This window comes from Cohnella thermotolerans DSM 17683 (genome assembly GCF_000429825.1).
Lineage (GTDB): Bacteria > Bacillota > Bacilli > Paenibacillales > Paenibacillaceae > Cohnella > Cohnella thermotolerans.
Genome location: NZ_AUCP01000006.1, coordinates 118,123 through 143,239, shown reverse-complemented (window position 1 = coordinate 143,239; position 25,117 = coordinate 118,123). Strand labels below are relative to the sequence as shown.

General features: G+C 58.8%; 27 protein-coding genes. 17 read left to right on the top strand and 10 right to left on the bottom strand.

Translation table 11 applies throughout. The annotated features are described in order from the left end of the window. Positions 1 to 19 precede the first annotated feature (19 nt). From G485_RS0103535 to G485_RS0103490, 9 genes are all read left to right on the top strand, one after another. Positions 20 to 871: a carbohydrate ABC transporter permease gene (locus tag G485_RS0103535; protein WP_027091406.1), complete on the top strand. Its 852-nt coding sequence runs from the start codon at positions 20 to 22 to the stop codon at positions 869 to 871. Continuing rightward, the gene (locus tag G485_RS0103530) at positions 868 to 1,689 is read left to right on the top strand and encodes a carbohydrate ABC transporter permease (RefSeq protein WP_027091405.1); all 822 of its coding nucleotides are present in this window, start codon (positions 868 to 870) and stop codon (positions 1,687 to 1,689) included. Before G485_RS0103535 ends, G485_RS0103530 begins: the two co-directional genes overlap by 4 nt. Before the next feature lie 18 nt (positions 1,690 to 1,707). Further along, a complete protein-coding gene (locus G485_RS0103525) occupies positions 1,708 to 3,660 on the top strand; it encodes a beta-galactosidase (RefSeq protein ID WP_027091404.1) in 1,953 nt (650 codons plus the stop codon). A 53-nt stretch (positions 3,661 to 3,713) separates the two neighbouring features. After that, entirely contained in the window at positions 3,714 to 4,778 is a 1,065-nt protein-coding gene (locus G485_RS24920; RefSeq protein ID WP_051317985.1) for a LacI family DNA-binding transcriptional regulator, read from the top strand. A gap of 9 nt (positions 4,779 to 4,787) precedes the next feature. Next, positions 4,788 to 5,342 carry a glycerol-3-phosphate responsive antiterminator gene (locus G485_RS0103515; RefSeq protein ID WP_027091403.1) on the top strand — a complete coding sequence of 185 codons (555 nt, stop codon included), beginning with the start codon at positions 4,788 to 4,790 and terminating at the stop codon, positions 5,340 to 5,342. Positions 5,343 to 5,360: 18 nt separating this feature from the next. Beyond that, positions 5,361 to 6,869 (top strand): glycerol kinase GlpK, encoded by a 1,509-nt coding sequence (glpK, locus tag G485_RS0103510; protein ID WP_027091402.1) that lies wholly within the window; start codon positions 5,361 to 5,363, stop codon positions 6,867 to 6,869. Positions 6,870 to 7,020: 151 nt separating this feature from the next. Next, on the top strand, positions 7,021 to 8,721 hold the full coding sequence (locus G485_RS0103505; RefSeq protein WP_027091401.1) for a glycerol-3-phosphate dehydrogenase/oxidase: 1,701 nt from the start codon (positions 7,021 to 7,023) through the stop codon (positions 8,719 to 8,721). Positions 8,722 to 8,841: 120 nt separating this feature from the next. After that, positions 8,842 to 9,027 carry an FAD-binding protein gene (locus G485_RS29685; RefSeq protein WP_156922087.1) on the top strand — a complete coding sequence of 62 codons (186 nt, stop codon included), beginning with the start codon at positions 8,842 to 8,844 and terminating at the stop codon, positions 9,025 to 9,027. A 309-nt stretch (positions 9,028 to 9,336) separates the two neighbouring features. Beyond that, positions 9,337 to 9,846, top strand: coding sequence for a hypothetical protein (locus tag G485_RS0103490; protein ID WP_051317984.1), 510 nt, complete (start codon positions 9,337 to 9,339; stop codon positions 9,844 to 9,846). 69 nt (positions 9,847 to 9,915) lie between these two features. On the opposite strand, the gene G485_RS0103485 is transcribed toward G485_RS0103490, so the two are convergent. Continuing rightward, entirely contained in the window at positions 9,916 to 11,382 is a 1,467-nt protein-coding gene (locus G485_RS0103485; RefSeq protein ID WP_027091399.1) for a catalase, read from the bottom strand. A gap of 193 nt (positions 11,383 to 11,575) precedes the next feature. Between G485_RS0103485 and G485_RS0103480 the strand changes: the two genes are divergently transcribed. Then, positions 11,576 to 11,995 carry a Fur family transcriptional regulator gene (locus tag G485_RS0103480; protein WP_027091398.1) on the top strand — a complete coding sequence of 140 codons (420 nt, stop codon included), beginning with the start codon at positions 11,576 to 11,578 and terminating at the stop codon, positions 11,993 to 11,995. A gap of 162 nt (positions 11,996 to 12,157) precedes the next feature. Here G485_RS0103480 and G485_RS0103475 read toward each other — a convergent pair whose 3' ends face one another. The 3 genes from G485_RS0103475 to G485_RS0103465 all read right to left on the bottom strand — a co-directional run bounded on the left by G485_RS0103475 (position 12,158) and on the right by G485_RS0103465 (position 13,379). Next, positions 12,158 to 12,442, bottom strand: a complete 285-nt coding sequence (locus tag G485_RS0103475) for a transporter (RefSeq protein WP_240489047.1) — start codon at positions 12,440 to 12,442, stop codon at positions 12,158 to 12,160. 53 nt (positions 12,443 to 12,495) lie between these two features. Next, positions 12,496 to 12,804 carry a hypothetical protein gene (locus G485_RS0103470; RefSeq protein WP_027091396.1) on the bottom strand — a complete coding sequence of 103 codons (309 nt, stop codon included), beginning with the start codon at positions 12,802 to 12,804 and terminating at the stop codon, positions 12,496 to 12,498. A gap of 131 nt (positions 12,805 to 12,935) precedes the next feature. Then, positions 12,936 to 13,379 carry a MarR family winged helix-turn-helix transcriptional regulator gene (locus tag G485_RS0103465; RefSeq protein ID WP_027091395.1) on the bottom strand — a complete coding sequence of 148 codons (444 nt, stop codon included), beginning with the start codon at positions 13,377 to 13,379 and terminating at the stop codon, positions 12,936 to 12,938. 182 nt (positions 13,380 to 13,561) lie between these two features. Here G485_RS0103465 and G485_RS24915 point away from each other — a divergent pair, with 182 nt between their 5' ends. Beyond that, positions 13,562 to 14,653: a PD40 domain-containing protein gene (locus G485_RS24915; protein WP_051317983.1), complete on the top strand. Its 1,092-nt coding sequence runs from the start codon at positions 13,562 to 13,564 to the stop codon at positions 14,651 to 14,653. Between the two features lie 185 nt (positions 14,654 to 14,838). Here G485_RS24915 and G485_RS0103455 read toward each other — a convergent pair whose 3' ends face one another. After that, entirely contained in the window at positions 14,839 to 15,438 is a 600-nt protein-coding gene (locus G485_RS0103455) for a nitroreductase family protein (protein ID WP_027091394.1), read from the bottom strand. A gap of 192 nt (positions 15,439 to 15,630) precedes the next feature. Here G485_RS0103455 and G485_RS0103450 point away from each other — a divergent pair, with 192 nt between their 5' ends. From G485_RS0103450 to G485_RS0103425, 6 genes are all read left to right on the top strand, one after another. Continuing rightward, positions 15,631 to 16,095: a 2-thiouracil desulfurase family protein gene (locus tag G485_RS0103450; protein WP_027091393.1), complete on the top strand. Its 465-nt coding sequence runs from the start codon at positions 15,631 to 15,633 to the stop codon at positions 16,093 to 16,095. Between the two features lie 153 nt (positions 16,096 to 16,248). After that, positions 16,249 to 17,514, top strand: coding sequence for an MFS transporter (locus G485_RS24910; protein WP_051317982.1), 1,266 nt, complete (start codon positions 16,249 to 16,251; stop codon positions 17,512 to 17,514). A gap of 185 nt (positions 17,515 to 17,699) precedes the next feature. After that, positions 17,700 to 18,119: an SRPBCC family protein gene (locus G485_RS0103440; RefSeq protein ID WP_027091392.1), complete on the top strand. Its 420-nt coding sequence runs from the start codon at positions 17,700 to 17,702 to the stop codon at positions 18,117 to 18,119. Positions 18,120 to 18,122: 3 nt separating this feature from the next. Beyond that, on the top strand, positions 18,123 to 18,503 hold the full coding sequence (locus G485_RS0103435) for an ArsR/SmtB family transcription factor (RefSeq protein WP_027091391.1): 381 nt from the start codon (positions 18,123 to 18,125) through the stop codon (positions 18,501 to 18,503). Positions 18,504 to 18,651: 148 nt separating this feature from the next. After that, positions 18,652 to 19,431, top strand: a complete 780-nt coding sequence (locus G485_RS0103430; RefSeq protein ID WP_027091390.1) for a threonine/serine exporter family protein — start codon at positions 18,652 to 18,654, stop codon at positions 19,429 to 19,431. After that, positions 19,428 to 19,853: a threonine/serine exporter family protein gene (locus tag G485_RS0103425; RefSeq protein ID WP_027091389.1), complete on the top strand. Its 426-nt coding sequence runs from the start codon at positions 19,428 to 19,430 to the stop codon at positions 19,851 to 19,853. The genes G485_RS0103430 and G485_RS0103425 overlap by 4 nt, the downstream gene beginning before the upstream one ends. Positions 19,854 to 19,992: 139 nt before the next feature. Here G485_RS0103425 and G485_RS0103420 read toward each other — a convergent pair whose 3' ends face one another. The 5 genes from G485_RS0103420 to G485_RS0103400 form a co-directional block, all read right to left on the bottom strand. Further along, positions 19,993 to 20,523 carry a C40 family peptidase gene (locus tag G485_RS0103420; protein ID WP_027091388.1) on the bottom strand — a complete coding sequence of 177 codons (531 nt, stop codon included), beginning with the start codon at positions 20,521 to 20,523 and terminating at the stop codon, positions 19,993 to 19,995. A 126-nt stretch (positions 20,524 to 20,649) separates the two neighbouring features. Then, positions 20,650 to 21,168, bottom strand: coding sequence for a peptide-methionine (S)-S-oxide reductase MsrA (gene msrA, locus G485_RS0103415; RefSeq protein WP_027091387.1), 519 nt, complete (start codon positions 21,166 to 21,168; stop codon positions 20,650 to 20,652). A gap of 94 nt (positions 21,169 to 21,262) precedes the next feature. After that, positions 21,263 to 22,429 (bottom strand): response regulator, encoded by a 1,167-nt coding sequence (locus tag G485_RS0103410; protein WP_027091386.1) that lies wholly within the window; start codon positions 22,427 to 22,429, stop codon positions 21,263 to 21,265. Next, positions 22,426 to 24,204 (bottom strand): histidine kinase, encoded by a 1,779-nt coding sequence (locus G485_RS0103405; RefSeq protein WP_027091385.1) that lies wholly within the window; start codon positions 24,202 to 24,204, stop codon positions 22,426 to 22,428. Before G485_RS0103405 ends, G485_RS0103410 begins: the two co-directional genes overlap by 4 nt. Before the next feature lie 78 nt (positions 24,205 to 24,282). Then, the gene (locus G485_RS0103400) at positions 24,283 to 25,110 is read right to left on the bottom strand and encodes a carbohydrate ABC transporter permease (protein WP_027091384.1); all 828 of its coding nucleotides are present in this window, start codon (positions 25,108 to 25,110) and stop codon (positions 24,283 to 24,285) included. Positions 25,111 to 25,117: the final 7 nt, after the last annotated feature.

The following is a 25,117-nucleotide window of genomic DNA, read 5'->3' as shown; positions in this document are numbered from 1 at the left end:
CTGCAAGGAGGAGCCTAAGGTGAGAACCAAGAGCTATATCCCATACCTATTCTTGACCCCCGCGATCGTTCTGTTCGCCATTTTTATGGTTTATCCGATTTTATATTCTTTTCTTCTCAGCTTCCAGACGTCACAGGGCGGGGAGATGACCTTCGCCGGTCTGGACAACTACCGTCGATTATTCAGCGACGATATCTTCTTTACGGCGCTAAAAAATACATTTGTTCTTCTCGTTGTCCAAGTTCCGATCATGCTGTTCGGGGCGATCGTGCTCGCTTCGATGCTGAACTCGATCAAACGCTGGAAAGGCCTTTTTCGCGTGTCCTTCTTCATGCCGGCCGTGACGTCGCTCGTCGCGTACTCGATCATTTTCTCCATCATGCTCATGGAGGACGGGCTGATCAACCAGTTCCTCGGCGCTTTGGGCATCAAGGCGATTCCGTGGCTGTCCGATCCGATATGGGCGAAGGCCGCGTTGATTCTGGCGATGACCTGGCGGTGGACCGGCTACAACATGGTCATCTTCCTGGCCGCCATGCAAAATATTCCCGAATCCCTGTACGAGGCAGCGAGTCTGGACGGAGCCGGCCGGTTCAAGCAATTTTTTGCCGTTACCATTCCGCAGTTAAAGCCCGTAATCCTCTTTACGGCGATTCTCTCGACGATCGGAACGCTGCAGCTTTTTGACGAGCCCTATACGCTGACGAAGGGCGGGCCCAGCGACGCCACGCTGACGATCGGGATGTACCTGTATCAGACGGGCTTCCGTTATTTCGATTTTGGATACGCTTCGACGCTGGCATATGTGATCGTCGTTCTGATTGCCGTCGTCTCGTTCATCCAATTTAAATGGACGGAGGAAAAAGCATGAGAACGCTGCGCACGAACGTACTTGTCTACCTGCTGCTGGCGTTAGGCGCGATCGTGTCCTTGTTCCCGTTCTATTGGGCGGCGGTTTCGGCGACGAACGAGAGCGGGAAAGTATTCGCTAAGCCGCCGATATTGAAGCCGGGAGCCAAGCTATGGGACAATATCTCTAATCTCGACAAAGCGATCGACATCGGACGGGTCGTCTCGAATTCGCTCATTGTCGTTACGATCTACACTGCGCTAAGTCTTATGATTTGCACGATGGCCGGTTACGCGTTCGCCAAATTCAAGTTCAAAGGGCGCGACGCGCTGTTCTCCGCTTTCCTGCTGTCGATGATGGTGCCGTTCCACGCGCTCGTCATTCCGCTGTTCAAGATGATGGCCGCCTGGGGCTGGTTGAACTCGTATCAGGCGCTCATTTTGCCAAACCTGGCGTATCCGTTCGCGATATTTCTCATGAGGCAAAACATGCAGGCCGTTCCGGACGCCATGATGGAAGCGGGCAGGATCGACGGCGTGGGGGAATGGAAGCTGTTCACCAGCATCATTCTTCCGTCGGTGAAGCCGGCGCTGGCCGCCACGGCGATCTTCCTGTTCATGTACCAGTGGAACAGCTTCTTGTGGCCGCTGATCGCGGCGTCCTCCAAGTCGATGTACACGCTGCCGGTGGCGTTGTCGAGCTTGTTCGGCTTGTCGCGTATCGATTACGGCCAGGTCATGGCGGGCGTCACGATCGCCACTGGCCCGATCATCGTATTTTTCCTGCTGCTGCAGCGGCATTTCATCTCCGGGGTGCTCGGCACCGCGGTCAAAGAATAACGACAGGGAGCAGACAGCATGTATTTGGGAGTGGATTATTATCCCGACTATTGGCCGGAAGAGCTGATGGAAGAGGATTTGGACGGCATCGTCGGCCTTGGCGCCAACATGGTGCGCATCGGGGAGTTCGCCTGGCACCGGATGGAGCCGGTGGACGGACAATTCGACTTCTCGTTTTTTGACGGGGTTATCCGGAAATTGAAGAGCAAGGGACTCGCGGTTATGTTCGGCACGCCGACGGCGACGTTCCCGGCATGGCTAGCGAAGAAGCACCCTTCGGTGCTGTCCAAGGACGAATACGGCAGGCCGCGCGCCTTCGGCGGAAGGAGGCAGTACTGCTTCAATTCCGCGGAATATCGCCGGTATGCGGCAAGGATCACCGCCAAGCTCGTCCGGCATTACCGCGACGAATCCGCGATCGTCGCCTGGCAGGTGGACAACGAGTTTGGGCACGAAGGAAGCGACATGTGCTATTGCGAACAGTGCCACACGGCCTTCCAACGGTTCCTGGAGCGAAAATTCGAGGGCGATATCGGAGCGCTGAACGAGACGTACGGGACGATCTTCTGGGGACAGACGTACAACCGTTTCGACGAGATTCCGATTCCGACGGCTACGATCACGACGCACAATCCGGCGCTGCGGCTCGATTGGGCCCGGTTCCGCTCCTACTCTCTCAACAGCTTTGCGAAGGAGATGGCCGCCATCGTCAGAGAGAACAAAGGGGCGCATCAGACGGTGACGACGAACGTGTCGGGCGGGTTCTTCGACAAGTGGTTCGACCATGCCGAGCAGGCGGAGGCGTTCGACTTCATGTCGTATGACAACTACCCGGTCTGGGGAGGATTGGCGGAACCGATCACGCCGGCGCATATCGCGCTCGGGCACGATTTCAATCGCGGGTTAAAAGACAAGAATTTCTGGATCGTAGAAGAGTTGATGGGCGCGCAAGGCCATGATGTCATCGGTTATCTGCCTCGTCCGGGACAGGCGAAGATGTGGTCGATGCAGGCGTTCGCCCACGGCTGCACGGACATGCTCTACTTCTGCTGGAGGGCGATGAACCGCGGCGCGGAGCAATTCTGCATGGGCATCGTGGATCATGACAACCGGCGCGGGTCCAAGTATGAGGAAGTGCGCGCCGTGTTCCGGGAGATCACTCCCTATGGCGAAGCACTGCAATCGGAGATCCGTTCGGACATCGCCGTCTTGTACGACTACGACAATATTTGGTCCTGGCGCATTCAGCGGCAAAGCGAGGCGTTCGATTTCACGAAGGAGCTCCTGCGGCTGTATACGCCGTTTCATTCGCTGAATTGCCATATCGACGTCATCCCGGCGACGCGGGATTTCTCCAAGTATAAAGTGCTCCTCGTGCCTGCGCTGCAGATCATCGACCGGGAACTCGGAGAGCGGCTTGCCCGCTTTGCTTCGGAAGGGGGAACGGTAGTGTTCTCGTTCCGAACCGGGATCCGGGATCGGGACAACAACCTGCATTTCGGCATGGAAATGCCGGGTTACGTCGCGGATATGTGCGGCTTGACCATTCATGCCGGAGAAGCGCTGGCGAATGGGCGCCGCGAACCGATCGTCTCCGCCGACAGCACAACGTCCGGCGTCTGCGAGGTGTGGCGCGACTTGCTGAGACCGACGACGGCCGAGACGCTATACCGGCACGATTCCGTCTTCTTCCCGGAAGCGGCGGTTACCCGCAATGTCTACGGCAACGGCGTTGTCTATTACATCGGCGGAGGCGTCGATTCCGATATTTTGAACGAAATCGCCCGATCCATTGTCAAGACACGTCAAATTTGGCATATTGAAAGCGAACCGGGTGTGGAAGTGTACGCCCGAAACGCCGGAAATAAACAAATTTGGTTTGTTCTCAATCATACGGATAAGGTGAGGACGTTTAAGGGCCGCCGACTGGAGCCATACGCGAGCTTCGTCGTTCCGGCCGAAGAGATTTGAATACCGTCCGCTCGCCCAGTCGGCGCGCGGACCGACAGGGAGGAAAACGAGGCATGGCTACTATAAAGGATATCGCCGGGCAGGCCGGGGTTTCCACCGCGACCGTCTCCCGTGTGCTCAACTACGATCCGACCCTGTCGGTATCGGACGACACGCGCAAGCGGATCTTCGAAATCGCCCAGCAGCTTAATTATCGAACGCCTCGGGAGCGCAACGGCAGCGGGGCTTCTCCGGCCGCGACCGGCAAGGAGCGTTACAGGATCGGTCTGATCAATTGGTACACGGATCAGGAGGAATTGCTCGATCCCTATTATCTGGCCATTCGGCTCGGCGTGGAACGGGAGTGCTTCCAGCGGCAGTTCGACTTGGTGAGAGTCTTCCTGCACAGCACCGAGGGTTCGATCAATTGGAACGGGGAGCCGCTGGACGGCATCATCGCGATCGGCCGCTTCGAGAAGGACGATCTCGACCGGTTCCCGGCCCATCTCGACTCTATCGTGTTCGTCGATTCGTCGCCGGACGACGAGCGCTTCGACTCGGTCGTCATCGATCTCCGCAAGTCCGTCGGGCTTGTACTGGAGCATCTGACGGGTCTCGGCCACCGGGAGATCGGGTACATTGGCGGGCACAACGTCGTGAACGGCAAGAGGGTGCGGGACGAGCGGGAACTGGTATTCGGAGAGTGGCTGAAGGAGCGGGGAATGTACGACCCTGCCTTTATTTACACGGGCGAGAACCTGTATTCGGAGGATGGCTACCAGCTGATGAGGACGGCGTTGGCCGCCGAGCGTCTTCCAAGCGCTTTTTTCATCGAAAACGATTCGATGGCCGTCGGAGCGCTGCGCGCCTTGCACGAGGCGAAAGTCAAGGTTCCGCGAGATGTCTCGATCATCAGCTTCAACGATATCGCCATTTCCGAATTTATGCAGCCTCCGTTGACGACGGTCAAAGTGCATATGGAGTTCATGGGCGAGACGGCCGTGGAGCTGCTCGCCGACCGCCTGAGCACGAGGCGCGAAATCGCCAAGAAGGTCGTGCTCCCGACGAAGCTGACCATAAGGGAAAGCACCGCGGAGCCGATGCCGAGAGATCGCGAGCGGACGCAACTGCGGAGGTGAAGGGTTGATATGCCTTTTCGGAACCAGACCGTATTGCCGGCGGTAAGAACGGCAAAGGAACTCGAAGGGGTACTCGCTGCCCCTTTTGTTTATTTGGTGCTGCTCGGCGGTCACCTGGGACAGCTTCGTCCGCTTGTGGAACTGGCGGAACGCCACGGCAAAAAGGTGCTGCTCCACGCCGACCTCATCGACGGGCTGAAGAACGACGAATACGCGGCCGAATTTCTTTGCCAGAAAGTTCGGCCGGCGGGGCTCATCTCGACCCGGGCCAGCGTCATTCAGAAGACAAAACAGAACAAGCTCATCGCCGTGCAGCGGCTGTTCCTGATCGACTCGGGCGCGCTGGAGAAGAGCTATTCGTTGTTCGAGAAGACCCGCCCGGATTTTATCGAGGTGCTGCCGGGCGTCATTCCTCATCTGATCGGCGAGGTGAAGGAAAGAACGGGCATTCCCATCATTGCCGGGGGACTCATTCGGTCGGCGGAGGACGTTGGCGCGGCGCTCGGGGCCGGGGCCACGGCGATTACGACCTCCAGGCGGGAGCTGTGGGGGCTCGGGGGATAGAAAGGAGAGACGCTAAGATTGGAACGGTTCATTCTGGCCCTGGACCAGGGAACAACGAGCTCTCGAGCCATGTTGGTCGATGCGGCGGGGGAAATCCGGGGCATGACGCAGCAGGAGATTGCGTTGGACTACCCCAATGCCGGCTGGGTGGAAGCGGACCCGGAAGCGATCTGGCGATCGGTCGTTGCCGTGGCGCGCAAGCTTCTCCAAGAGAACGCCGTCGCTCCGGACCGCATCGCGGGAATCGGCATTACGAATCAACGGGAGACGGCGATCGTCTGGGAGAAGGCAACCGGCCGGCCGGTTTATCCGGCGATCGTGTGGCAGTCCCGGCAGACGGTGGATATTTGCGAAAGGCTGAAAGTGCAAGGAAAAGAAACGCTCGTTCGCGGGAAAACCGGCTTATTGTTGGACCCTTACTTTTCGGGCACGAAGGTGGCGTGGATTCTCGAGCATGCGGAAAATGCAAGAGCAATGGCCGAGGCCGGGGAACTGTTGTTCGGCACGGTCGACAGCTGGCTCATCTGGAAGCTGACGGGCGGACGCGTTCACGTTACCGACGTATCCAACGCTTCCCGAACGTTGTTGTTCAACATTCACGAAAGGCGTTGGGACGAAGAACTGCTGGACCTGTTCGGCATTCCGGTCTCCATGCTGCCTGCCGTCCGCTCGTCCTCCGAAGTGTACGGGGAAGCGGAGGCGGAGTGGCTCGGCCGGGCGATTCCTATTGCGGGCGCCGCGGGAGACCAGCAGGCGGCTTTGTTCGGGCAAGGATGCTTTGAGGCGGGCAGCGTCAAGAACACGTACGGCACCGGATGTTTTATGCTCATGAATACCGGTTCGGAGGCGAAACCGTCCCCTTCCGGTTTGCTCACCACAATCGCGTGGGAAGTGAACGGCAAGCTGGAATACGCCCTCGAAGGAAGCGTGTTCGCCGCAGGCGCCGCTATTCAATGGCTCCGGGACGGGCTCGGAATGATCGAATCGGCGGCGGAGAGCGGGGAACTCTCGGCGAAGGTCGAGTCGACGGACGGGGTATACGTCGTGCCCGCTTTCGTGGGGCTCGGCACCCCGTATTGGGACAGCGACGTGCGCGGGGCCGTGTTCGGTCTGACGAGAGGAACGTCGAAGGCGCAGTTCGTGCGGGCGACGCTTGAGGCGCTCGCTTATCAAACGAAAGACGTGTTGGACGCGATGGAGAAGGATGCCGGCATCCCATTGAAAACGCTCGCGGTCGATGGGGGCGCGGTAAAAAACGACTTTCTGATGCAGTTCCAGAGCGATCTTCTCGGCGTTGCGATCGAGCGCCCGGTCATCAATGAATCGACCGCGCTCGGCGCCGCGTATTTGGCCGGCCTCGCGGTCGGCTTCTGGAAGAGCCGGGACGAGATTGTCCGGCTGCGCCGGATCCATAGAACGTTCCGCCCCTCCATGGACGAAGGCCGGCGCCGCGAGCTTTACGCAGGCTGGCAGCGGGCCGTAACAGCCGCCATGGCATTCAAACCGTTATCGTGCTATAATAAATAATACAAGTTCATATCGGTTGGAGATCTTGGAGAAACCTCGCATGAGGTTCCGGAGCGTTCGCCCCGGAACCCGTTCGAGGTTTCTCTTTTTGCTTCCGCGAACCGATCGGATTTTTTTATAGTCCAATCAATCATCAGGGAGGAAATTGGCCATGTCCCAATCCGTACCGTTTACCGGCACATTCTCCGCCCGGGAACGCGTTGCCATCCTGGAGAATATGCGTGATCAACCGCTCGACCTGCTCGTAATCGGGGGAGGCATTACGGGAGCGGGCATCGCTTTGGACGCGGCAAGCCGCGGCTTGCGCACCGGCCTCGTCGAGATGCAGGATTTCGCGGCTGGAACCTCGAGCCGTTCGACGAAGCTTGTGCACGGGGGGCTGCGATACTTGAAGCAGTTCGAAATCGGGGTCGTCGCCGAAGTCGGCAAGGAACGGGCAATCGTATACGAGAACGGGCCTCATGTGACGACGCCCGAATGGATGCTGCTCCCTCTGTACGAAGACGGCACATTCGGGAAATTCACGACTTCCATCGGCCTTCGGCTGTACGATTTCCTTGCGGGCGTAAAGAAGGCCGAGCGCCGGTCCATGCTGAGCGTTGAAGAGACTCTCCGCAGGGAGCCTCTGCTCAAGAGGAAAGGGCTTAAAGGCGGAGGTTACTACGTGGAGTACCGGACGGACGACGCGCGGCTCACGATTGAAGTCATGAAGAAGGCGAGAGAACTGGGGGCGCTTGCCGTGAACTATGCCAAGGTAGAGTCTTTCGCTTATGACGCTTCCGGCAAGCTGACGGGCGCGCTCGTACGGGACACGGCGGGCGGCGCAGAATACGCGATCCGGGCCGCGAAAGTCGTCAACGCGACCGGCCCATGGGTCGATTCCGTCCGCGAGTTCGACAAGTCCAAGACAGGCAAGACGTTGCGGCTGACCAAGGGGGTGCATCTCGTTTTTGACCAGCGTCGGTTTCCGCTTCGCCAAGCCGTGTATTTCGATACGCCGGACGGCCGGATGATATTCTCCATTCCGAGGGCAGGCAAGACCTATGTGGGCACGACCGACACGAATTACAAAGGCGACATCGCGCATCCGCTGGCGACCGCGGAGGATCGCGATTACCTGCTGCAAGCGGCGAATTTCATGTTCCCGGATCTCAAGCTGACGGAAGCGGATGTGGAGTCGAGCTGGGCGGGGTTGCGCCCTCTGATTCAACAGGAGGGCAAGAATCCGTCGGAAATTTCACGCCGGGACGAGATTTTTCACTCGCCTTCGGGACTGATCTCGATAGCGGGCGGCAAACTGACAGGTTACCGCAAGATGGCCGAGGCCGTCGTCGACGACGTGGTCAAGCGGCTTGCCGCCGAAGGCAACCGGGCGGGAAGATCGGCGGGACCGTGCCGCACGAGAGGCATTCCGATCTCCGGGGGAGACGTAGGCGGCTCCTCGTCATACGGAAGTTTCGTGGCCCACAAAACGAAGGAAGGGGCCCGGATCGGCCTAAGCCCCAAAGACGCTGAGGCTTTGGCCCGATTTTACGGCTCGAACGTCGATGCCTTGTTCTCGCTTGCGATCGATTCGCGAACGCGGCAATGGGCTGAACGTCACGGTCTGTCCGCCGAAGTCGCGGCTCGGCTGCGTTACGCCATGGAGCACGAGATGACCGTCCAACCGGAGGATTTTTTCATCCGCCGGACGGGCTGGTTGTTTTTCGACATCGCGGCCGTGCGGACTTGGAAGACTCCGGTGATCGAAGCGATGGCCGACTGGCTGGACTGGACGGAAGAGGAGTCCGCTTATTGCGCCGACCGGCTCGAACAATATCTGGAAGAGGCGGCAGGCGCACGGCAGGAGTAACCGAAATGAGAATCGGAAAAGCTTTCCGAATACTCAGCCCTCGAAGGAGGGATCGATCCCTGGAATTCGATGTCATCATGATCGGAGCCGGGCTGGCAGGTCCGGCAGCGGCCGCAAACCTTGGGCGGATCGCTAACCGACTTGTCCGGGCGGGTTCTCGGTTCCTCCGGTGAGGCGATTCCCGGACTTTACGCGGCGGAGAGGTCTCCGGATTCGGAGGCGGGAGGCATGCACGGACGCCGGAGGCCGCCCGGGACCGTGTTTTCCTGCGCAGGTGGAACGTCTTGCGCATGGCGGTCGGGATGACCATGCTCCCGGCGAACGAAGCAAGCTCTCCCAACAGCGTATGCCGAACCGGTTGTTCGACATGCTGCGCGGCGGCTTGGGTCGGGAGGTGCATCATAAATGGAAACCGAAGTGTTATAATGAAGACAATTTCATGATGGCCATTGCGAAGCCGATCGGAGGGGAGGCGGAGGTTAGGAGCCGAAATTTTCCGAAGAAGGGTTGCCCGGCAAGCTGGCGGCATATAAGTAATAAAGACGCGGCATATCGAAAACGATGAATGTAAGCGCAATCATTCCGGCTCTATTTTCAAGATATGGGGTGATCTTTATGGGAACCCGGCTGTTATCTGAAAGCTTGATCAGGAAGCGCTTTCCGCATCTTCGTTACGTTCGCATCCATTCTCTCGGCAAGCACATGGCGACGATCTATGCTTGGGACGATCAGCTTCGACTGGACGATGCGGACCGGATCGCGCTTAAGCGGTTCGCCGCGACCGATCTGGTTCCGTATGTGTGCTTCAAAATCAAAGAGTATTCGAGGATTCAGGAGGAGAAGGTTCCCCAGGCGGAAGAGATCCCCGACAGCGTGTACCGGGCGGCGATGACCCGGAGCCTGGACCTGCAGGGGATCGTAGGCGTCATGAACGAGATGTTCTCGGAAGGCCGGATCGCCTTCAACGAGTACAATCCGTGGACGGGGACGATCTATTTGGACGTCAGCACGACGAACGCTCTGACTCCAGTGGAGAAGGAACTGATCCACCGGTATCTTTACGAACTTGTGCCGTTGGGGGCGACCTTTGAAGTCCGTTACGGCTGCATCCCGGCGCCGCAATAACCCGTCCGGTCCGCACGCGAAGCCCCGACCTTGACAAGGCCGGGGCTTCGGACTGAGAAAAGGACCGACTTAATTGTTCGGAACCGCCGCATGACTGATGTAAGGCGTAATATCGATCTTCAGACGATCCGCGAGCTGTTGCCCCAACTCGGCATCCGCCCGATAGAAGTTGCAAACCGCGCGCAGTTGAGTCGGCTCCGCCGCCTGCGCCAGATCGGCCGCCAGATTGTTCAAGACGGCGGCCTTCTCCTCGTCGGAGTAACGGTTCCAAACTTGCCCCGCCTGCCCGAAGTCGTTCGTCTTGGCGATCTTCTGCCTTCCCGCCGCGCCGTACAACGGAGCGGACGCTTCCGTGAAGGCCGGATCTTCCTTCGGCGTATCCTGATAACGGTTGGGCTCGTAATTGATATGGCCGCTCTGCTGCTTGAACGGCATCGAACCGTCGCGCTGGTTGTTGGCCACCTGGGCGAACGGGCAATTGATCGGCAGCTGCAAATAGTTCGTTCCGATCCGGTAGCGCTGCGTATCCGAATAGGAGAAGAGGCGGCCTTGAAGCAGCTTGTCTTCCGACGGCTCGATGCCGGGAACGACGACGCCGGGGTTGAAGCCGACCGATTCCGTCTCCGCGAACACGTTGGCGGGATTGCGGTTCAACGTCATCGTCCCGACAAGCTGATAGGGGATCACGTCCTCGAACCAATCCTTCGTCGCATCAAGCGGGTCGAAGTCGAAGCTGTCGATATCGGCCGGATCGAGAATTTGGACGAACAGATCCCATTGCGGATAGTCGCCGCGTTCGATGGCTTCGTACAGGTCGCGGCTGGCGTGGTTGAAGTCGACGGCCTGAACGGCGGACGCTTCCTGGGCCGAGAGGTTCTTCAGCCCCTGCTTCGGCACCCAGCGCAGCTTGACGTATACGGTGTTGCCGTAGGCGTTGATCCATTTGAACGCGTGGACGCTGGAGCCTCTCATATGCCGGTAGCTCGCGGGAATCCCTTCGTCCGAGAACAGGTGCAGCAGCATGTTGGTCGACTCCGGCGTGAGGGACATGAAGTCCCAGTAACGGTCGGGATGCTGGATGTTGTTGCGCGGGTCGGGCTTTAAGGCGTGGACCATATCGGGAAACTTCATGGCATCGCGGATGAAGAAGACCGGGAGATTGTTGCCGACGAGGTCGTAATTGCCTTCCGTCGTGTAGAACTTGACCGCGAAGCCGCGCGGGTCGCGAAGCGTCTCCGGGGAGTGCTGGCCGTGAACGACGGTCGAGAACCGGACGAAGACGGGCGTCTCCGTGCCTTCATCCTGAAGGAAGGCCGCCTTCGTATACCGCTTCATGCTGTTGGTCAGCTTGAAAACGCCGTGAGCCCCCGCCCCCCTGGCATGCACGACGCGTTCCGGCACCCGCTCGCGGTCGAAATGGGCCAGCTTTTCCAACAGTTGATAATCCTCCAATAACGTCGGTCCGCGCTGGCCTGCCGTCCTCGAGTTCTGATTGTCCCCGATCGGCACGCCCTGATTGGTCGTCAGTCTGTCCATGAATTCTTCTCCCTTCGATTTCGAAATGGTCTTCTTCCATTACCCCGCTAACAGCTTGTGGAATAGAAATAAATGGGTACATTTTTACTTTAAGCCGTTACTTCATTACAGTCAATATTTTATAATAATAATTATAAAGTGAAGCGATTTCACGATGGCGTCCCATTATGGTTATGCGGAAAGGGGAAGGCTTATGAGTATCGACGAGCTTGTCGGCGTTATGAAAGGGCACGGGCTCAGAATTACTCCGCAGCGTGTAGAGGTGCTGAAGCTTCTCCTGGAGTTGTCCCATCCGACGGCGGATCAAATTTATGCGAGGATGCAGAAGCTTTTCCCCTACATGAGCCAAGCGACCGTCTACAACACGCTGAAAGCGCTGAAGGATTTGGGCCTGATCGCCGAGATCACGGACGACCAGCGCAGCCATCGGTATGAATTCGCCAGCAAGGACCACTGCCATTTTACGTGCAAACGCTGCGGGGAAATTCACGATATCGATGCGGGGGATTATTGGCAGGCCGCGCGGGAGATTCCGAAGCGGAGGGGCGGTTATCTCGTGGAAGGCTGCCGGATCGAGCTGTTCGGGACATGTCCGCGGTGCGCCGCCGAATAGGAGGTCGGTGCGCGAGGAAAGCGCGGGAGCGGGGCTGCCCTCGTCCGAAAGACAGCCCCTTCCGTTCATCATGCAGAATAGATAAGTTTCACGCTTGTTCATTGCCGATGATCTCCGCAAAGCTTCTTCGCCGTCCAAGGCCGCCAAAGCGTTTTGCCCGGCTTAGAAGCAAGAGAACGTCTCGATGCGCCTCAAATCCAGTCCGGAATAGATCCAGAATCGGCCGGTCCAGCGAAATCCCGCGACCGAGGTCCGTCCCACGAAAGTGGGGTAAAACCAGAAGCCGTTGCCGAACCGCGGCCAGATGAACGTGAACCGGAACAGGCAGCCGCGAATGGCGCCGGGATCGACGGCAAGAACCGAAGTCAAAGGCCGGGGCGGCGGAGACGAAGGCGGCGGGGAGGCAGGCGGCCGCTGCTGAAACCCTTGCGGTCCCAGAGGGGGCATAAAAGCCAAGGACAATCACTCCTTTAGTCGCCGAGACGCTGCTGGGCGTATGTTTAAATGAGCGTAATGGCCAACAAATTGAACAGAACCAAGGGCAGGATGAAGTTCGGATTCGGTCCCGGGAAGAAAAACGGCGCGCGTACCGCCTGTTCCGCCGGCTGCATCAAATAGACGATGCCCCGGTCGCAGTGAACGATGGTGCCTTCGAAGACGTCCCCGTCCACCGTCTCGACCCGAACGGGCCGATGGAGGCATTGGCCGCAAACGGCATGCAAATGGTCGTGATAGGACCGAAGCGAGCGGACCCATTCGTCGGTCGCCCGGTACAGCGTTTGGGGCTCGGCCCGGTATGGCAAGCTCATGCGAATCTCTCCTTTGGCATGAAACCAAGTTGATGTAATCGTATGCGAGAGCCCAGGAGGAGGTGCGGCGGGAAAAAAAGAACCCGCGATTTTCGCGGGAGGAAGGATTCCACTCGCGCCGGCGCGTGCGCTCAGTAAGTCTCCTGGGCGTATTTGCCGAGCTTCTTCAGCAGCCGGGCCGCCAGAAGCTGCTCTTCCGCAGTCAAACCGCCGACGGCTTGCTCGATGACGTCCGCATGGCCGGGGAAAACTTCCTCGATGAAGGCTCTTCCTTCGTCCGTGATCTCGGCGTAGACGGAGCGGCGGTCTTCGGTGGACGTTTTGCGCACGACGAACCGTTTCCGCTCCAGCTTGTCGACGACGTACGTAATGTTGCCGCTGCTCATCAGCACTTTGCTGCCGATCTGCTGAATCGGCTGCGAACCTTTGTGATAGAGCAGCTCAAGCACCCCGAATTCGGTGCGGTTCATGCCGAACCGCTTGATATCCCTGTCCGCGTGGGCGTTGACCCATTGGCTGGCTCGGGATAACGCGATATAAAGCTGAAGCGAACGTTCCTGATCGTTGGTCGGCATAGCGGGGATCACCTTTCCGGGCGAAAAACGCCTCGATATATCTTAAATTAAAGATATGGGTTCGGCGGCCGAATGTCAACGATCCGTGCGTCCGAGTCCCGCCTCCCGCACGCTGCCGAGCATGCTTCCGGCGCCGAATGGAAATGGTATAGCAGAGATTCAGGAAGGCGAGGGGGATAACCATGCTTATTTTGCGAAAATGGGCGATCGTCGCGGGAGCGGTCGTCGCATCGCTCTCGGCGACGATCCCTTCGGCGAGCGTCCGGGCGGAACCTGCGGACGGTTCTCCGGTGGCTGCGTTCGTGAGGAGCGGCGATTTGTGGGTCAAGCAGGGCAAGGAAGAGAAGCGGCTTACCCGGGGGGAATTCGTACGCAACCCGCGTTGGTCCCGCGACGGGCGGTGGATCGCATATACGAGAAGGGAGCAGGAACGGGAGCTCTGGGTCCGCCGATTGGACGAAGCGGAAGGGCGGCTTGTCTCGGCGAAGTTGGCCGGCGGCTTCCAGTGGGCGCCGGACCGGAATCGGTTGGCTTATCTAACGGAGGAGGGGCTGGAATGGATCGACGCGGAGAAGCCGGACAGGCCCGCTGAAGCGGCCAAGAACATCTCGGGATTCGCCTGGTGGCCGGACGGTTCGGGGTTCGTGGCTTCTACCCGGGCCGAGCTGCTGCCGGGAGGGGATTGGTCGCAGGTGCTGATCCGGAGAATTCCGCTGGGAGCGGAGCAGCCGCAAGCGTTGTATGCGTTGCCCCGGCAGTCGGCAAGCTTCTTTGCCGTAGGAACGAGCGCGTTCAAGTGGTCGGAGGACGGCCGCTGGATGGCTTTCTTCGCAACGCCTACGGCCTCGCTGTCGGCGGATGCCAATACGTTATGCGTCTTGTCCGCGGACGGGGCGACGTTTCAGAAGCTGGATGTCATGGCGAATAACGAGCAATGGTTCGAATGGTCGGAGAAGGGGAATCGGTTGGCTTATATCGCCGGCGAAGGAAGGGAAGCGACGACGAACAAAAGGCTCGAGGTCGCGTCCGTTCCGCTCGGGAAGCCGGCCCTCTATACGCCTGCGGGGTTCGTCGATCAAGCCTTCGACTGGAAGGGGGCGGACCGGATCGTCGCGTCCCGCGCCGCCGAGCCGTCCCAATGGACGAGCCATGAGGCCGAGCGCCCGTTTCCTTTTCTTACGAGCAATGGAACTGGAGCGCGACGCTCCAATTTTACGAGCGCAAGCCATCGGCGGCCGGCTAACGTTCCAACTGCCGTGTCTTCCTCTTCCTGAACAAAAGACACGCTCAAGGTCAGCGAGGCGGCTAGCGTCTTCAACCGGTCGTTCGTCGGCTGCGGCGGCTTGCCCTCTCGCCCAAGCTTGGCCCGCAAAGCCGCACACCGGATGCTCCGCCCAAAAAGCAAAGAACCCGCCGTCCTCCTTCATGGGGACCAGCGGGCTTCTTCGGAGCGCCAGGCTTATTTAAACGACTTCCCGAACGATCCTTCGTAGAGCACATCCTTGACCGGAACTCTCTGGGACGGAACTTCGCGGGCCCGGATGCCTTCCGGCAAATTTTCCTTCGCACCTTGGTAGCCGATGGCGACAAGCGCCTGGATCGCATGATCCTCGGGGATTTCAAGAATTTCGCGCGCTTTGGCGAAGTCGAAGCCGGTCATTGCGTGGGTGGCGAGGCCTTGCTTAGCGGCTTCCAAGGCGAGGAATCCCCATGCCGCTCCGGTATCGAAGGCGTGAGAAGGAAACTCGCCCTTGTCCGTGACCGTCTTCGACACGATCAGGACGAGAACCGGCGCTTTCTCGCACCAGGAACGGTTGAATTCGCCGATGAAGGGAAAAAATTTCTCCCGTTGCTCGCGGGTGCGGGCGACGATGAAACGCCACGGCTGAGCGTTGAACGCTGACGGAGCCCAGTGGGCGGCTTCCAGTACGCTGAGCAGCGTGTTCTCGGGAACTTCCTTCTCCAGGAAGGAGCGGGGCGACCAGCGGTTCAGGACGGCCGGATCGATCGGGTATGCGGCTTGGCGGACTTGCGCGACTTCTTCCTTCAGGGTGCTCATGATGGCTCCTCCTCTTCCTGCAGCTTGTCTATTTTATGCTTCATCACCTTCAGTATATCCAATGTTTCTAACCAATGTATAGCAACTATGGAACTATTCCAAAAATAAATCCGTTTAATCCGATTGAATTAAAGTCCGTCCTAACGTACATTAATTATAAGAAAATTCGTTCAATTAAGGAGGTAGAGTCGGATGAAGAGAAAAATATTGGTCAGCGCCTGCCTGCTGGGCCATAAGGTTCGCTACGATAACGGGGACGTCCCCTGTCTCGACGCGCGCTTCCTCAAGTGGTACGAGGAAGGCCGTCTCGTCTCGATTTGCCCGGAGGTGACCGGAGGGCTGCCGACGCCGAGGCCGGACGCCCAAATTCAAGGGGATCGGGTTGTGACCGGCTCCGGAGCCGACGTGACCGCGGAGTTCGAGAAGGGAGCGAGGGCGACGCTTGAGTTGGCCCTGAAGCACGATGTGGCCCTTGCGATTCTTAAGCAGGACAGTCCGTCGTGCGGGACGCTTTATATTTACGACGGAACGTTCACGGACAACAAAATTCCGGGCGAGGGGCGAACGACGGCGCTATTGCGGCGCAACGGCTTTAAAGTATACGGGGAGGATCAGCTCGACGAGGTCGAGCGCGAACTGGCGCTTATCGACGGTTGAGCGCCTGGTCGGGCATAAGGTTGTCCAGCCGTCGCTCTCAGCTTGTCGAAGAACATTTCAATTAAGAAATCCGAAAATATGAATGCGTTCGGTCCATTGAGGGGAGGTTATGACGGTCTTCCATTCCAAATCGCCCCGAGAGGTTTATCGCTTATGCTGGAACATCATCCGCCCGCCCCTTCGCATGGGCGGCTCGATGGGCAGACCCGGTTGCTGCTCGTGGTCAACGGACTCTTTATTACCGCCGGCGCCTTGTCCGGCACCTTCCTCGGCGTGTACATCTGGAAAGCCAGCAAAAACTTCGCCTTGCTCGGCTGGTTTACGCTGATCGCCCACGTATGCATGGCGCTCACGTTCTGGATCGGGGGCTACGCGGTGAAGCGCGGGCGCAAACGGCTCGTTCTGCGGCTCGGAATCGGCGCTTCCGCCGTTTTCTACGCCCTTGTCCTGCTGCTCGGCACCCGATGCATCCCGTATATATGGCTGCTCGGCATCGTGCAGGGGACGGCGAACGGCTTGTTCTGGCTCGCGTTCAACGTCATTTACTTCGAAGTGACGGACGCGGACAATCGGGACCGTTACAATGGACTGGCGGGCGTCATCGGCGCGCTCGCGGGCATGATCGCCCCGTGGTGCTCGGGCTTTCTCATCTCGCGCATGCCGGCGGAACAAGGGTACCGAATCATCTTCATGATTTCGCTCGGCATCTTTGTCGTGGGCGTTCTCGCCACGTTTCTCCTTCGCAATCGGCGGACCGAAGGCGAGTACGAATGGGGCCTTCCCGTCCGGATCTGGCGGCTGCCCCATACGCCATGGCGGCCGGTGCTCGGCGCGCTCATCGTGCAGGGCGTTCGCGAGAGCGTCTTCGGCCTCATGATCAGCCTGCTCGTCTACATCCAGACCGGCAGCGAGCTGCGTCTCGGCAACTACACACTCATCTCGTCCGCCGTCTCCTTCGTCGGCTTCTTTGCGGTCGGGCGCTGGCTCAAGCCGTCGTGGCGGTCCGCGGGCATGCTGGCGGGAGCGGCCGCGATGACGGCGGTCATCGTTCCGTTTTTCTTCGGCATCCGTTATTCCACCATGCTCGTCTTCGGCGTCGTCACTTCGCTCTCATTCCCGCTGTATGCGATTCCGATGACGTCGACGGTGTTCGATTTGATCGGCAAAAATGAGAGCAGCGCTAGGCAACGGGTCGAATACGTCGTCGTCCGCGAGCTCGCGCTCAACGCGGGCCGAATCGCCGGCATGGCTGCGTTCATCGCGACGGTTCATTTCAGCCGCGCGCCGCTCGTTCTGAACGTGCTGATGCTCGTCACCGGCAGCGCTCCGTTGTTCAGCTGGATGTTCATGCGGGGAACGTTGGGCAACCCGTTCAAGAAATGGGCCGCTTCCAAAACGATGCGGCTTCGGAATTCCTGAAACTCCCGGAAAAATGCCTTTGACACGAAACCATTTGGTTTCGTATAATCATAAGCGAAACCGAATGGTTGCGTAAAATGCGGCGGCGGAAGAAATTCCGTGTCCGGGATCGGACCTTCGAGCCCGATCGGCTGGAGGCTAAACTCCTTTCCCTTCGCTGCAACAGAAGAGGAGGCTTTTTATTGATGAGCAATCCGAACGTACTGCCTGCCATCCGGCAGACGCAGGTGCTGAACGCGCCGATCGACAAAGTGTGGAAGGCCGTCTCCACGGCGGAAGGGATCGCCGCCTGGTTTATGCCCAACGATTTTAAACCGGTCGTCGGCCACGAGTTCCACCTGGACGCCGGACCGTTCGGCCATTCTCCCTGCAAAGTGACCGAGATCGACTCTCCGCATCGCGTCTCCTTCCGCTGGGGCAAGGATTGGACGCTGACGTTCGAGCTGAGGGAGCTGGACGGCAAGACGGAGTTTACGCTGATTCACGACGGATGGGACCCGGAGAAATTGACCGAATTCGGCCAGCCCCATCCGGCGGTGCGCGAGAATATGGCCCAGGGCTGGACCGGCATCGGGCAGAAGCTGGCCAAGTATATCGAGTCTTGAGCGATGGCTGCCGAACCTGCGAAGCACGACGTCTTCCAGGCGATCGCCGATCCGACGCGTCGCAGCCTGCTCAGGCTGCTTAGCGAGGGGGAAATGCCGGTCACTGCGATCAGCAGGCATTATCCGATGACGCGGACGGCGGTGTCCAAGCATCTGCGCATATTGGCGGACGCGGGGCTCGTCAAGGAGAGGAAGGTCGGCCGGGAGACGCGCTACCGGATGGAGGCGGAGCCGCTGCAGGAGTTGAAGCGGTGGCTGGCCTATTACGAGCGCTTCTGGGAGAACAAGCTGGCCGCGCTCAAGCGGTACGTGGAATCGGACGAAGAAGGCGGCGAGCCGGGCTTGTCGGCCATCGCCGAGCAACGCGAGAGCCGGACGGAATAGGGGGAATTGGAAAAATGGCGGTGCAAAGGGGGGCTCCCCTTGCGCCGCCATTTGGCGTTTATAGCTGGAAGACTAATGCTTTGAGGAACGGATGCGGTTTTTGTTAGAATGAACGAAAGAGACATTCGACATCGAAGGAGACTGGATCGTGCAGCAGTCTGCGCCAAACGCCGGACAGATCGCCAAGGTCTGCATGCTGGCCGGGAAAATCATGCTGGAGAACGGAGCCGAGACGTACCGGGTGGAAGATACGATGAACCGGATCGCGGCCGCGTACGGGGTGCCGAACGCGCATAGCTTTGTTACTCCGACGGGGATTATTTTCTCGCTGGGAGGAATGGATGCCTCGACGAGCCTGATGCGGATCTCCGATCGTTCCACCGATCTGCGCAAAGTCGTCATGGCCAACGACATCTCGCGGCGAATCGGCCGGGGGGAGCTGACGGTCGAGGAGGCTTACGAGCGGCTGTATAAGGTCGACGTGTCCACGGAAGGCTACCCAACCTGGGTACGGCTGCTTGTAGCGGCTTTGGCGAGCGGGTGCTTCCTCATCATGTTCGACGGCGGCTGGGCGGACTTCGTGCCGGGCATGATCTGCGGAGGCGCAGGTTATTTGGCGATGCTGTACGTTCCGCGCTACGTCTCCATCAAGCTGTTCTCCGAATTTACGGCGGCGATGACGGTCGGTTTGCTGGCCAGCTTCCTGGTTCGAACCGGGCTCGGGCAAAGTCTGGACAAGATCGTGATCGGCTCGATCATGCCGCTTGTGCCGGGGGTGCTCATCACGAACGCCGTGCGGGACCTGATGGCCGGCCATTTCGTATCCGGGCTGTCGAAGGGAGCCGAGGCGTTCCTTACAGCCTTCGCGATCGGGGCCGGAATCGCGTTCGTGCTGTCGTTCCTCGGCGGGGAGGCGATCGGAGGATGATCGAGCAGATCGCCACAAGCTTCGTCGCTTCCGCCGGCTTCGCCTTGCTCTTCAACGTCCCCGGCCGGCATCTTGGCTATTGCGGTCTAGTCGGCATGCTCGGCTGGATGATTTATTCTTCGCTCCTGCAGCTTCCGGCCGATCCGATTCTGGCAACGCTGACCGCCGCTTTCGCGGTTACGGTCATCAGCCAATTGCTGGCCAAGGTGTGCAAGACGCCGATCATTGTGTTCAGCGTTTCGGGCATCGTGCCGCTCGTCCCCGGAGGAATCGCGTTCGAAGCGATGCGCAACGTGGTGGAAAATCATTACGACATGGCGGTGCAGCGGGCGTTCGAAGCGTTCACGCTATCGGGCGCCATCGCCTTCGGGCTCGTCTTCTCGGAGGTCATCAACCAGGCGATCCGGCGGACGAGGCTGTAGCCGGCGCACCCCATGCCGCAATAATAATCGGCGCCCGCCTACCGCAAGGATAGGCGGGCGCCGTTTGCCGCCGACGTTCGTACGGAGGCTTGTCCGGGCGTGAAGCCTCACGAATGCGGAAGCGCTTCCCAGGCCGTTTCTACAGCACCCGGCGCGCCGTCACGTACCGCTTCTGATAGTTGCTGGCGTTCAAATCGCCGATGGCGATGCCGTTGAACGACTTGCCGATCGTATTGTGAATGAACTTGCCGTTGCCCATATAGATGCCCACGTGCGTAATTTTCTTGGACGTTCCGCTCGGGGAGCTGAAGAAGATCAGGTCGCCCTTCTTCAGGTTCTTCTTCGCGACGTAAGTGCCCGCCTGGCTCTGATACTTGGTGCCCCATTTCAGGCTGACGCCGTACTTGCCGAACACGTACTTCGTGAACGAAGAGCAATCGAAGATGAGCTTGCTCGGATTGTTGACGCCGAATTTATAGGTGACCTTTCCTTTCAAGGATTGGGCAAACGCGATAATTTTGTCCGCTTTCTGGCTCGCCGTCGATTCGGCTTGCACCGTCGCCGCCGAGGCTTGTCCGGCGCCCGGCAAGAAAGCAAGATCGGCTCCGGCGAAGACGGTGAGGCAAGAGAGTGCGATGATCGTTTTCTTCCAAATTTGCGTTGTGCTCATACGGTCCTCCTGTTGTTTAATGCGGTAACTGAGGGCAGTATAGCACAACGCTGCCTATGAAACTATGAAACTGAGTCGATCTTAATTCTTCCAAATGTAGGTCATAATCTCTCGAAATAACAGATTTCAGTTCCGCCAATGCCGCGCGATGAAGGCGTCCCGCCCGGATTTCTCCCGGTCTTCCTTGTAGTGCTTCGGGTTTTTCTTATGGTAGTCCTGATGGTAGTCTTCCGCCGGGTAGAACGTCCCGGCTGGCCGGATGGCGGTTACGATCGGCTTGCCGAAGCGCCCGCTCGCGGCCAGCGCGTCCCGGGAAGCCTCAGCCAGCTCGCGCTGGCGCTCGTTGTGGTAGAAAATCGCGGTCCGGTACTGGGAGCCCCGGTCGTGGAATTGCCCGCCGTCGTCGGTCGGATCGATCTGGACCCAATACAGCTCGAGCAATCGCTCGTAGGGGAAAAGGCTGGGATCGAAGGCGATCTGGACGACTTCCAGATGTCCCGTGTCCCCTTTCTTCACTTGCTCGTATGTCGGATTGGCGATCGTTCCGCCCATATAACCGGAGACGATGCCGTGAATGCCCGGCAGCTTCTCGAAAGGCGTCACCATGCACCAGAAGCAGCCGCCCGCAAATGTCGCGAGTTCCATCGTTCACGCCTCTTTTCCTGCTCGGACAGCGCTTGTCCGTAATTGCACTGCCTCCCCATTATATCACGTTCGGCGATTTCCGGACCGTACCGGTTCAAAGCGGCCGCGAACGGTATTCGGTCGGGGTCATCTCGAATTTCTTGCGGAATACCTGGGTAAAGTGGCGAACGTCCTGATAGCCGATCCGCTCGGCGACGTCCGCCAGCTTCAGGTCGGGATTGGCGAGCAGCCGTTTGGCATGCTCCATGCGCAAGGAAATGACGTATTCCTTATAGCCCTGCCCGGTCTTCTGCTTGAACAGCTGGCTGAAGTAGATCGGGTTCAGGAAGACGATGGAGGCGACCTTCTCCAGGGACAAATCCTCGTTGTAGTGGCTGTCGATGAAATGGAGCGCCACCTCGATCGCCCGGTCGCTGCCGCCGTCGAACGAGACGTACGTGCCGGAAGCCGGAGCCTGGCGGAACTGGGCGACGATCCTTGGCACCTTTTTGAAGTCGGTCAGCTCTTCGGAATGATGAACCTGGAAAGGAATTTTCAAATAATGCTTCAAGTGGCGTTTGACTTCGCCGAGCAGCGTCTCCATCGCAACGCCTTCGCGCAACGTCACGAGACCGAGCAGGCTCAGGCGGTCGAGGCTGACGGCTAAGCCCGACCCGTGAAGGCCGATCAGTTCGGTCAGCACGTTGTCGATAATGAAATGCTCCAGATGGACGTTCTTGCTGCCGGCGTCCATCGTCACCATAAGGAGCCGGAACCGGGGGTGCGCTTCCATGAACGGGCTCAAATCCAGCTTGCCGATGTCGAGCCCCGCCGCAAGCCGCTGGAACACGGCTTCGCGCAAATATTTGAGGCTCGTTCGGATGAACTCTTCCTCCCTGGAGTGCAGCCGTTCCTTCTCGATCTCCCCGGACAACGCGGCGATGAGCTCCATCAGGTTCTTTTTGCCGATCGGCTTCAGGATGTAGTCTCGTGCGCCGAGCTGAACCGCCTTCTGGGCGTAAGCGAATTCGGAGTGAGCGGAGATGACCACCCAGCGGACGTTCGGGTATTTGCCGCGGGATACTTTCATGAATTCGAGGCCGTCCATCCCCGGCATGAGAATGTCCGTCAGCACGATGTCGACCGAATGGCGATCCAAGGCCTCGGCGGCTTCGTCCGCCGACGAAGCCACGAACACCTTGTGGCCGGAACCGCTGCGCTCGATCGTTCTTTTCACGCCTTCGCGAATTACGCTTTCGTCGTCCACGATCAGAATGTTCATTCGGGGGCATCTCCTTCCTTGGGGAGCGGGAACGTCAGGACGACCGTCGTTCCGCGGCCGGGCTCGCTCTCCACCCGGAGGCCGTAGGCTTCTCCGTACATGTACTGCAGCCGGCTCTGCAGGTTCTGCATGCCGATGCCGCCGCGGGTTTTGCCGCCGGGCCGCCGGCCCTGCATCGATTCTATGAGGTCGTTCCGTTCGGCCGCCGACATTCCCATCCCGTTGTCTTGAATGGTCAGCGTCCAGTACCGCTCGCGGGCTTCCGCGAATACGTTCAGCGTTCCCGGCCGATCCAGCGGCTCCAGGCCGTGTTTGACGGCGTTTTCAATAATCGGCTGAAGCGTCATCTTCGGAAGGCGGAACGCCATCCACCGCTCGTCGATATCGATGTCGACCGTCAGGCGGCCGTCCAGCCGGTTCAAGATAATGGTCAGGTAATAGCCGATTTGCTCCAGCTCTTCCCGGAGCGTTACTTCCATTCCGGCTTCCCAATGGCTGCTGTAGCGGAACATGCGGGACAGGGACAGCACGACTTCGCCGAGCCGATCCTCGCCCTTCTCGTCCAGCATCCAGTAGATCATGTCCAGCGTATTGTACAGAAAATGCGGATTGACTTGGCTTTGCAAGGCGTGAAGCTCCGCGTTCTTCTCGCTGACCGACGATATTTTCACCCGTTCGATCAGCTCCGAGATGCGCTGGACCATCCGGTTGAACGAGGCGGCGAGCTGGTTGATCTCCCTGTAGGACGAGACGTTGAGCTGCCCGGCGAAATTGCCGCTTTCCACTTTCTTCATCTCGCGAATCATTCGTTTGAGCGGCGAGGAGATCGTTCGCGAGACGAGGGACGCGATCAGCGCGGAGACGACGATGAGCGCCGCCACCGCGAAGAACAGGAAGCGCTTGGTTTGATCCAGCTCGACGTCAAGATCGGTGTCCGGCGTCCGGCTCCAGATCGTCCACCCGCCGAAGGGAAGCTTGGAGACGATCATGAGCTGGCGATTCAAATCCCGGGTGACGATATCCTGCTCGCTTCGGGGGGCGGGCAGGCTGCGCATCGGCTCCGGAATCTCCTTGGCGCCTTTCACGGAGGAGGCCAGGATATTGCCTTGATCGGATTGGAGGTAAATCTCGCTGTTCTTCCCCAGCTTCAAATTGTCCATCGCATCCAGGATGGGCTGGGGCTCCACCTCAATCAGCACGATCCCGATGGGCGTATGTTCGTTCAGATCGTAAATGAGCCGTCCGAAGGCGAATACCGGTTGCGTCTCGGCCTTGTCGATAATGGAACGTTCCGACACCCCGATCCACGCCATCTTGCCGGCCGCTTCTTTGATTTTGGCGAACCAGGCGGATTTCGCGTAATCCGGATCGATGACGTTCATGACGTTGCCGTAGTTGAACACCTTCCCCCCGGCGCTGATGACGTGGATAGCAATGATATCTTCCCTGGAATAGTAAATAGCGCCGATCATATTGGTGATCGAGCGCTCGTTGATGAAGTCGATAGCCGGGTTTTCCGGCTTCTCCTGGAGAAGCCGGATCATGTCCATGTTCGTGCTGATGGATTTGGACAAGCTGTCGTAGCCGCGCAGGAGGAGATCGAACAAGGCGCCGGACTGCGAGACGTTCTTCTGGGTAATGTCCGCCAGCTTGTGGTGATACTGGACGATGGTCCGATTGTAGAAGAGGAAGCTGATCAGCAGCAGAATGCCGGTCATGCAAAATACGAACAGCAGGAACAATCTCGAGTTGATGGAATGCTCGCCCCGTGCCACGGTGTCCTTCTCCTTCTGCGGCAGACCTTCCCGGCCCTCGCGGACCGGCGCCTGTTCGGTTCCGACGGCGTCGCCGAATTACCCTTTGACGGCTCCGGCAACCATCCCTTTGGTGATTTTATCGGATAGAATGAAGTATATCAGAATGACCGGGGCCGCGCCCATAACCATGAAGGCCCCGATGTCGCCGTAGTTGACGCTGTACTGGCTGACGAACGAGTAGACCCCGAACGGCAGCGTCTTCAAGCTCTCCGAGGAGATGAACGTCGCGGCCATAATGTACTCGTTCCAGATCGTAATGAACGTCAGAATGCATACGGTCATGACCGGCGGGATGGAGATCGGGAGAATAATCGAACGGAAGATCCGGTACACGCTCGCTCCGTCGATAAACGCCGACTCTTCCATCTCGGTCGGAATGGACTTTATGAATCCGCTCAGGATGAAGACCGCAATCGGCATCTGGAACGCGATGTAAGGCAGGATGAGCGCCCCGTGCGTATTCAGAATGTCGATGAATTTGAAAATTTTCATGAGCGGCAGCAACGTCGCCTGCATCGGAATCATCATGCCGACGAGGAAGACGAGCATAACGGCTGGTCCGAAGCGGATCTTGAAGCGGGAGATCGCATAGGCGACCATCGAGCTCAGCAGAATGACGCAGATCATCGTAACCGCCGTGACGAAGACGCTGTTGCCCAGATACTTCAGATAATGCCCGTTATGGTAGGCTTCCTGGTAGTTTTCCCATCTCCAGTGCGCCGGTAGAGCGAAGAATTGCCCCCCGAGGATTTCCTCGTTCGTCTTCAGCGAATAGGCCAGCAGCCAGAAGAGCGGATACAGCTGGGTGACGACCAGGACGGCGATCAGCAGGAAGACAAGTCCTTTGACGAGATTAAACTTCATGGTGCGC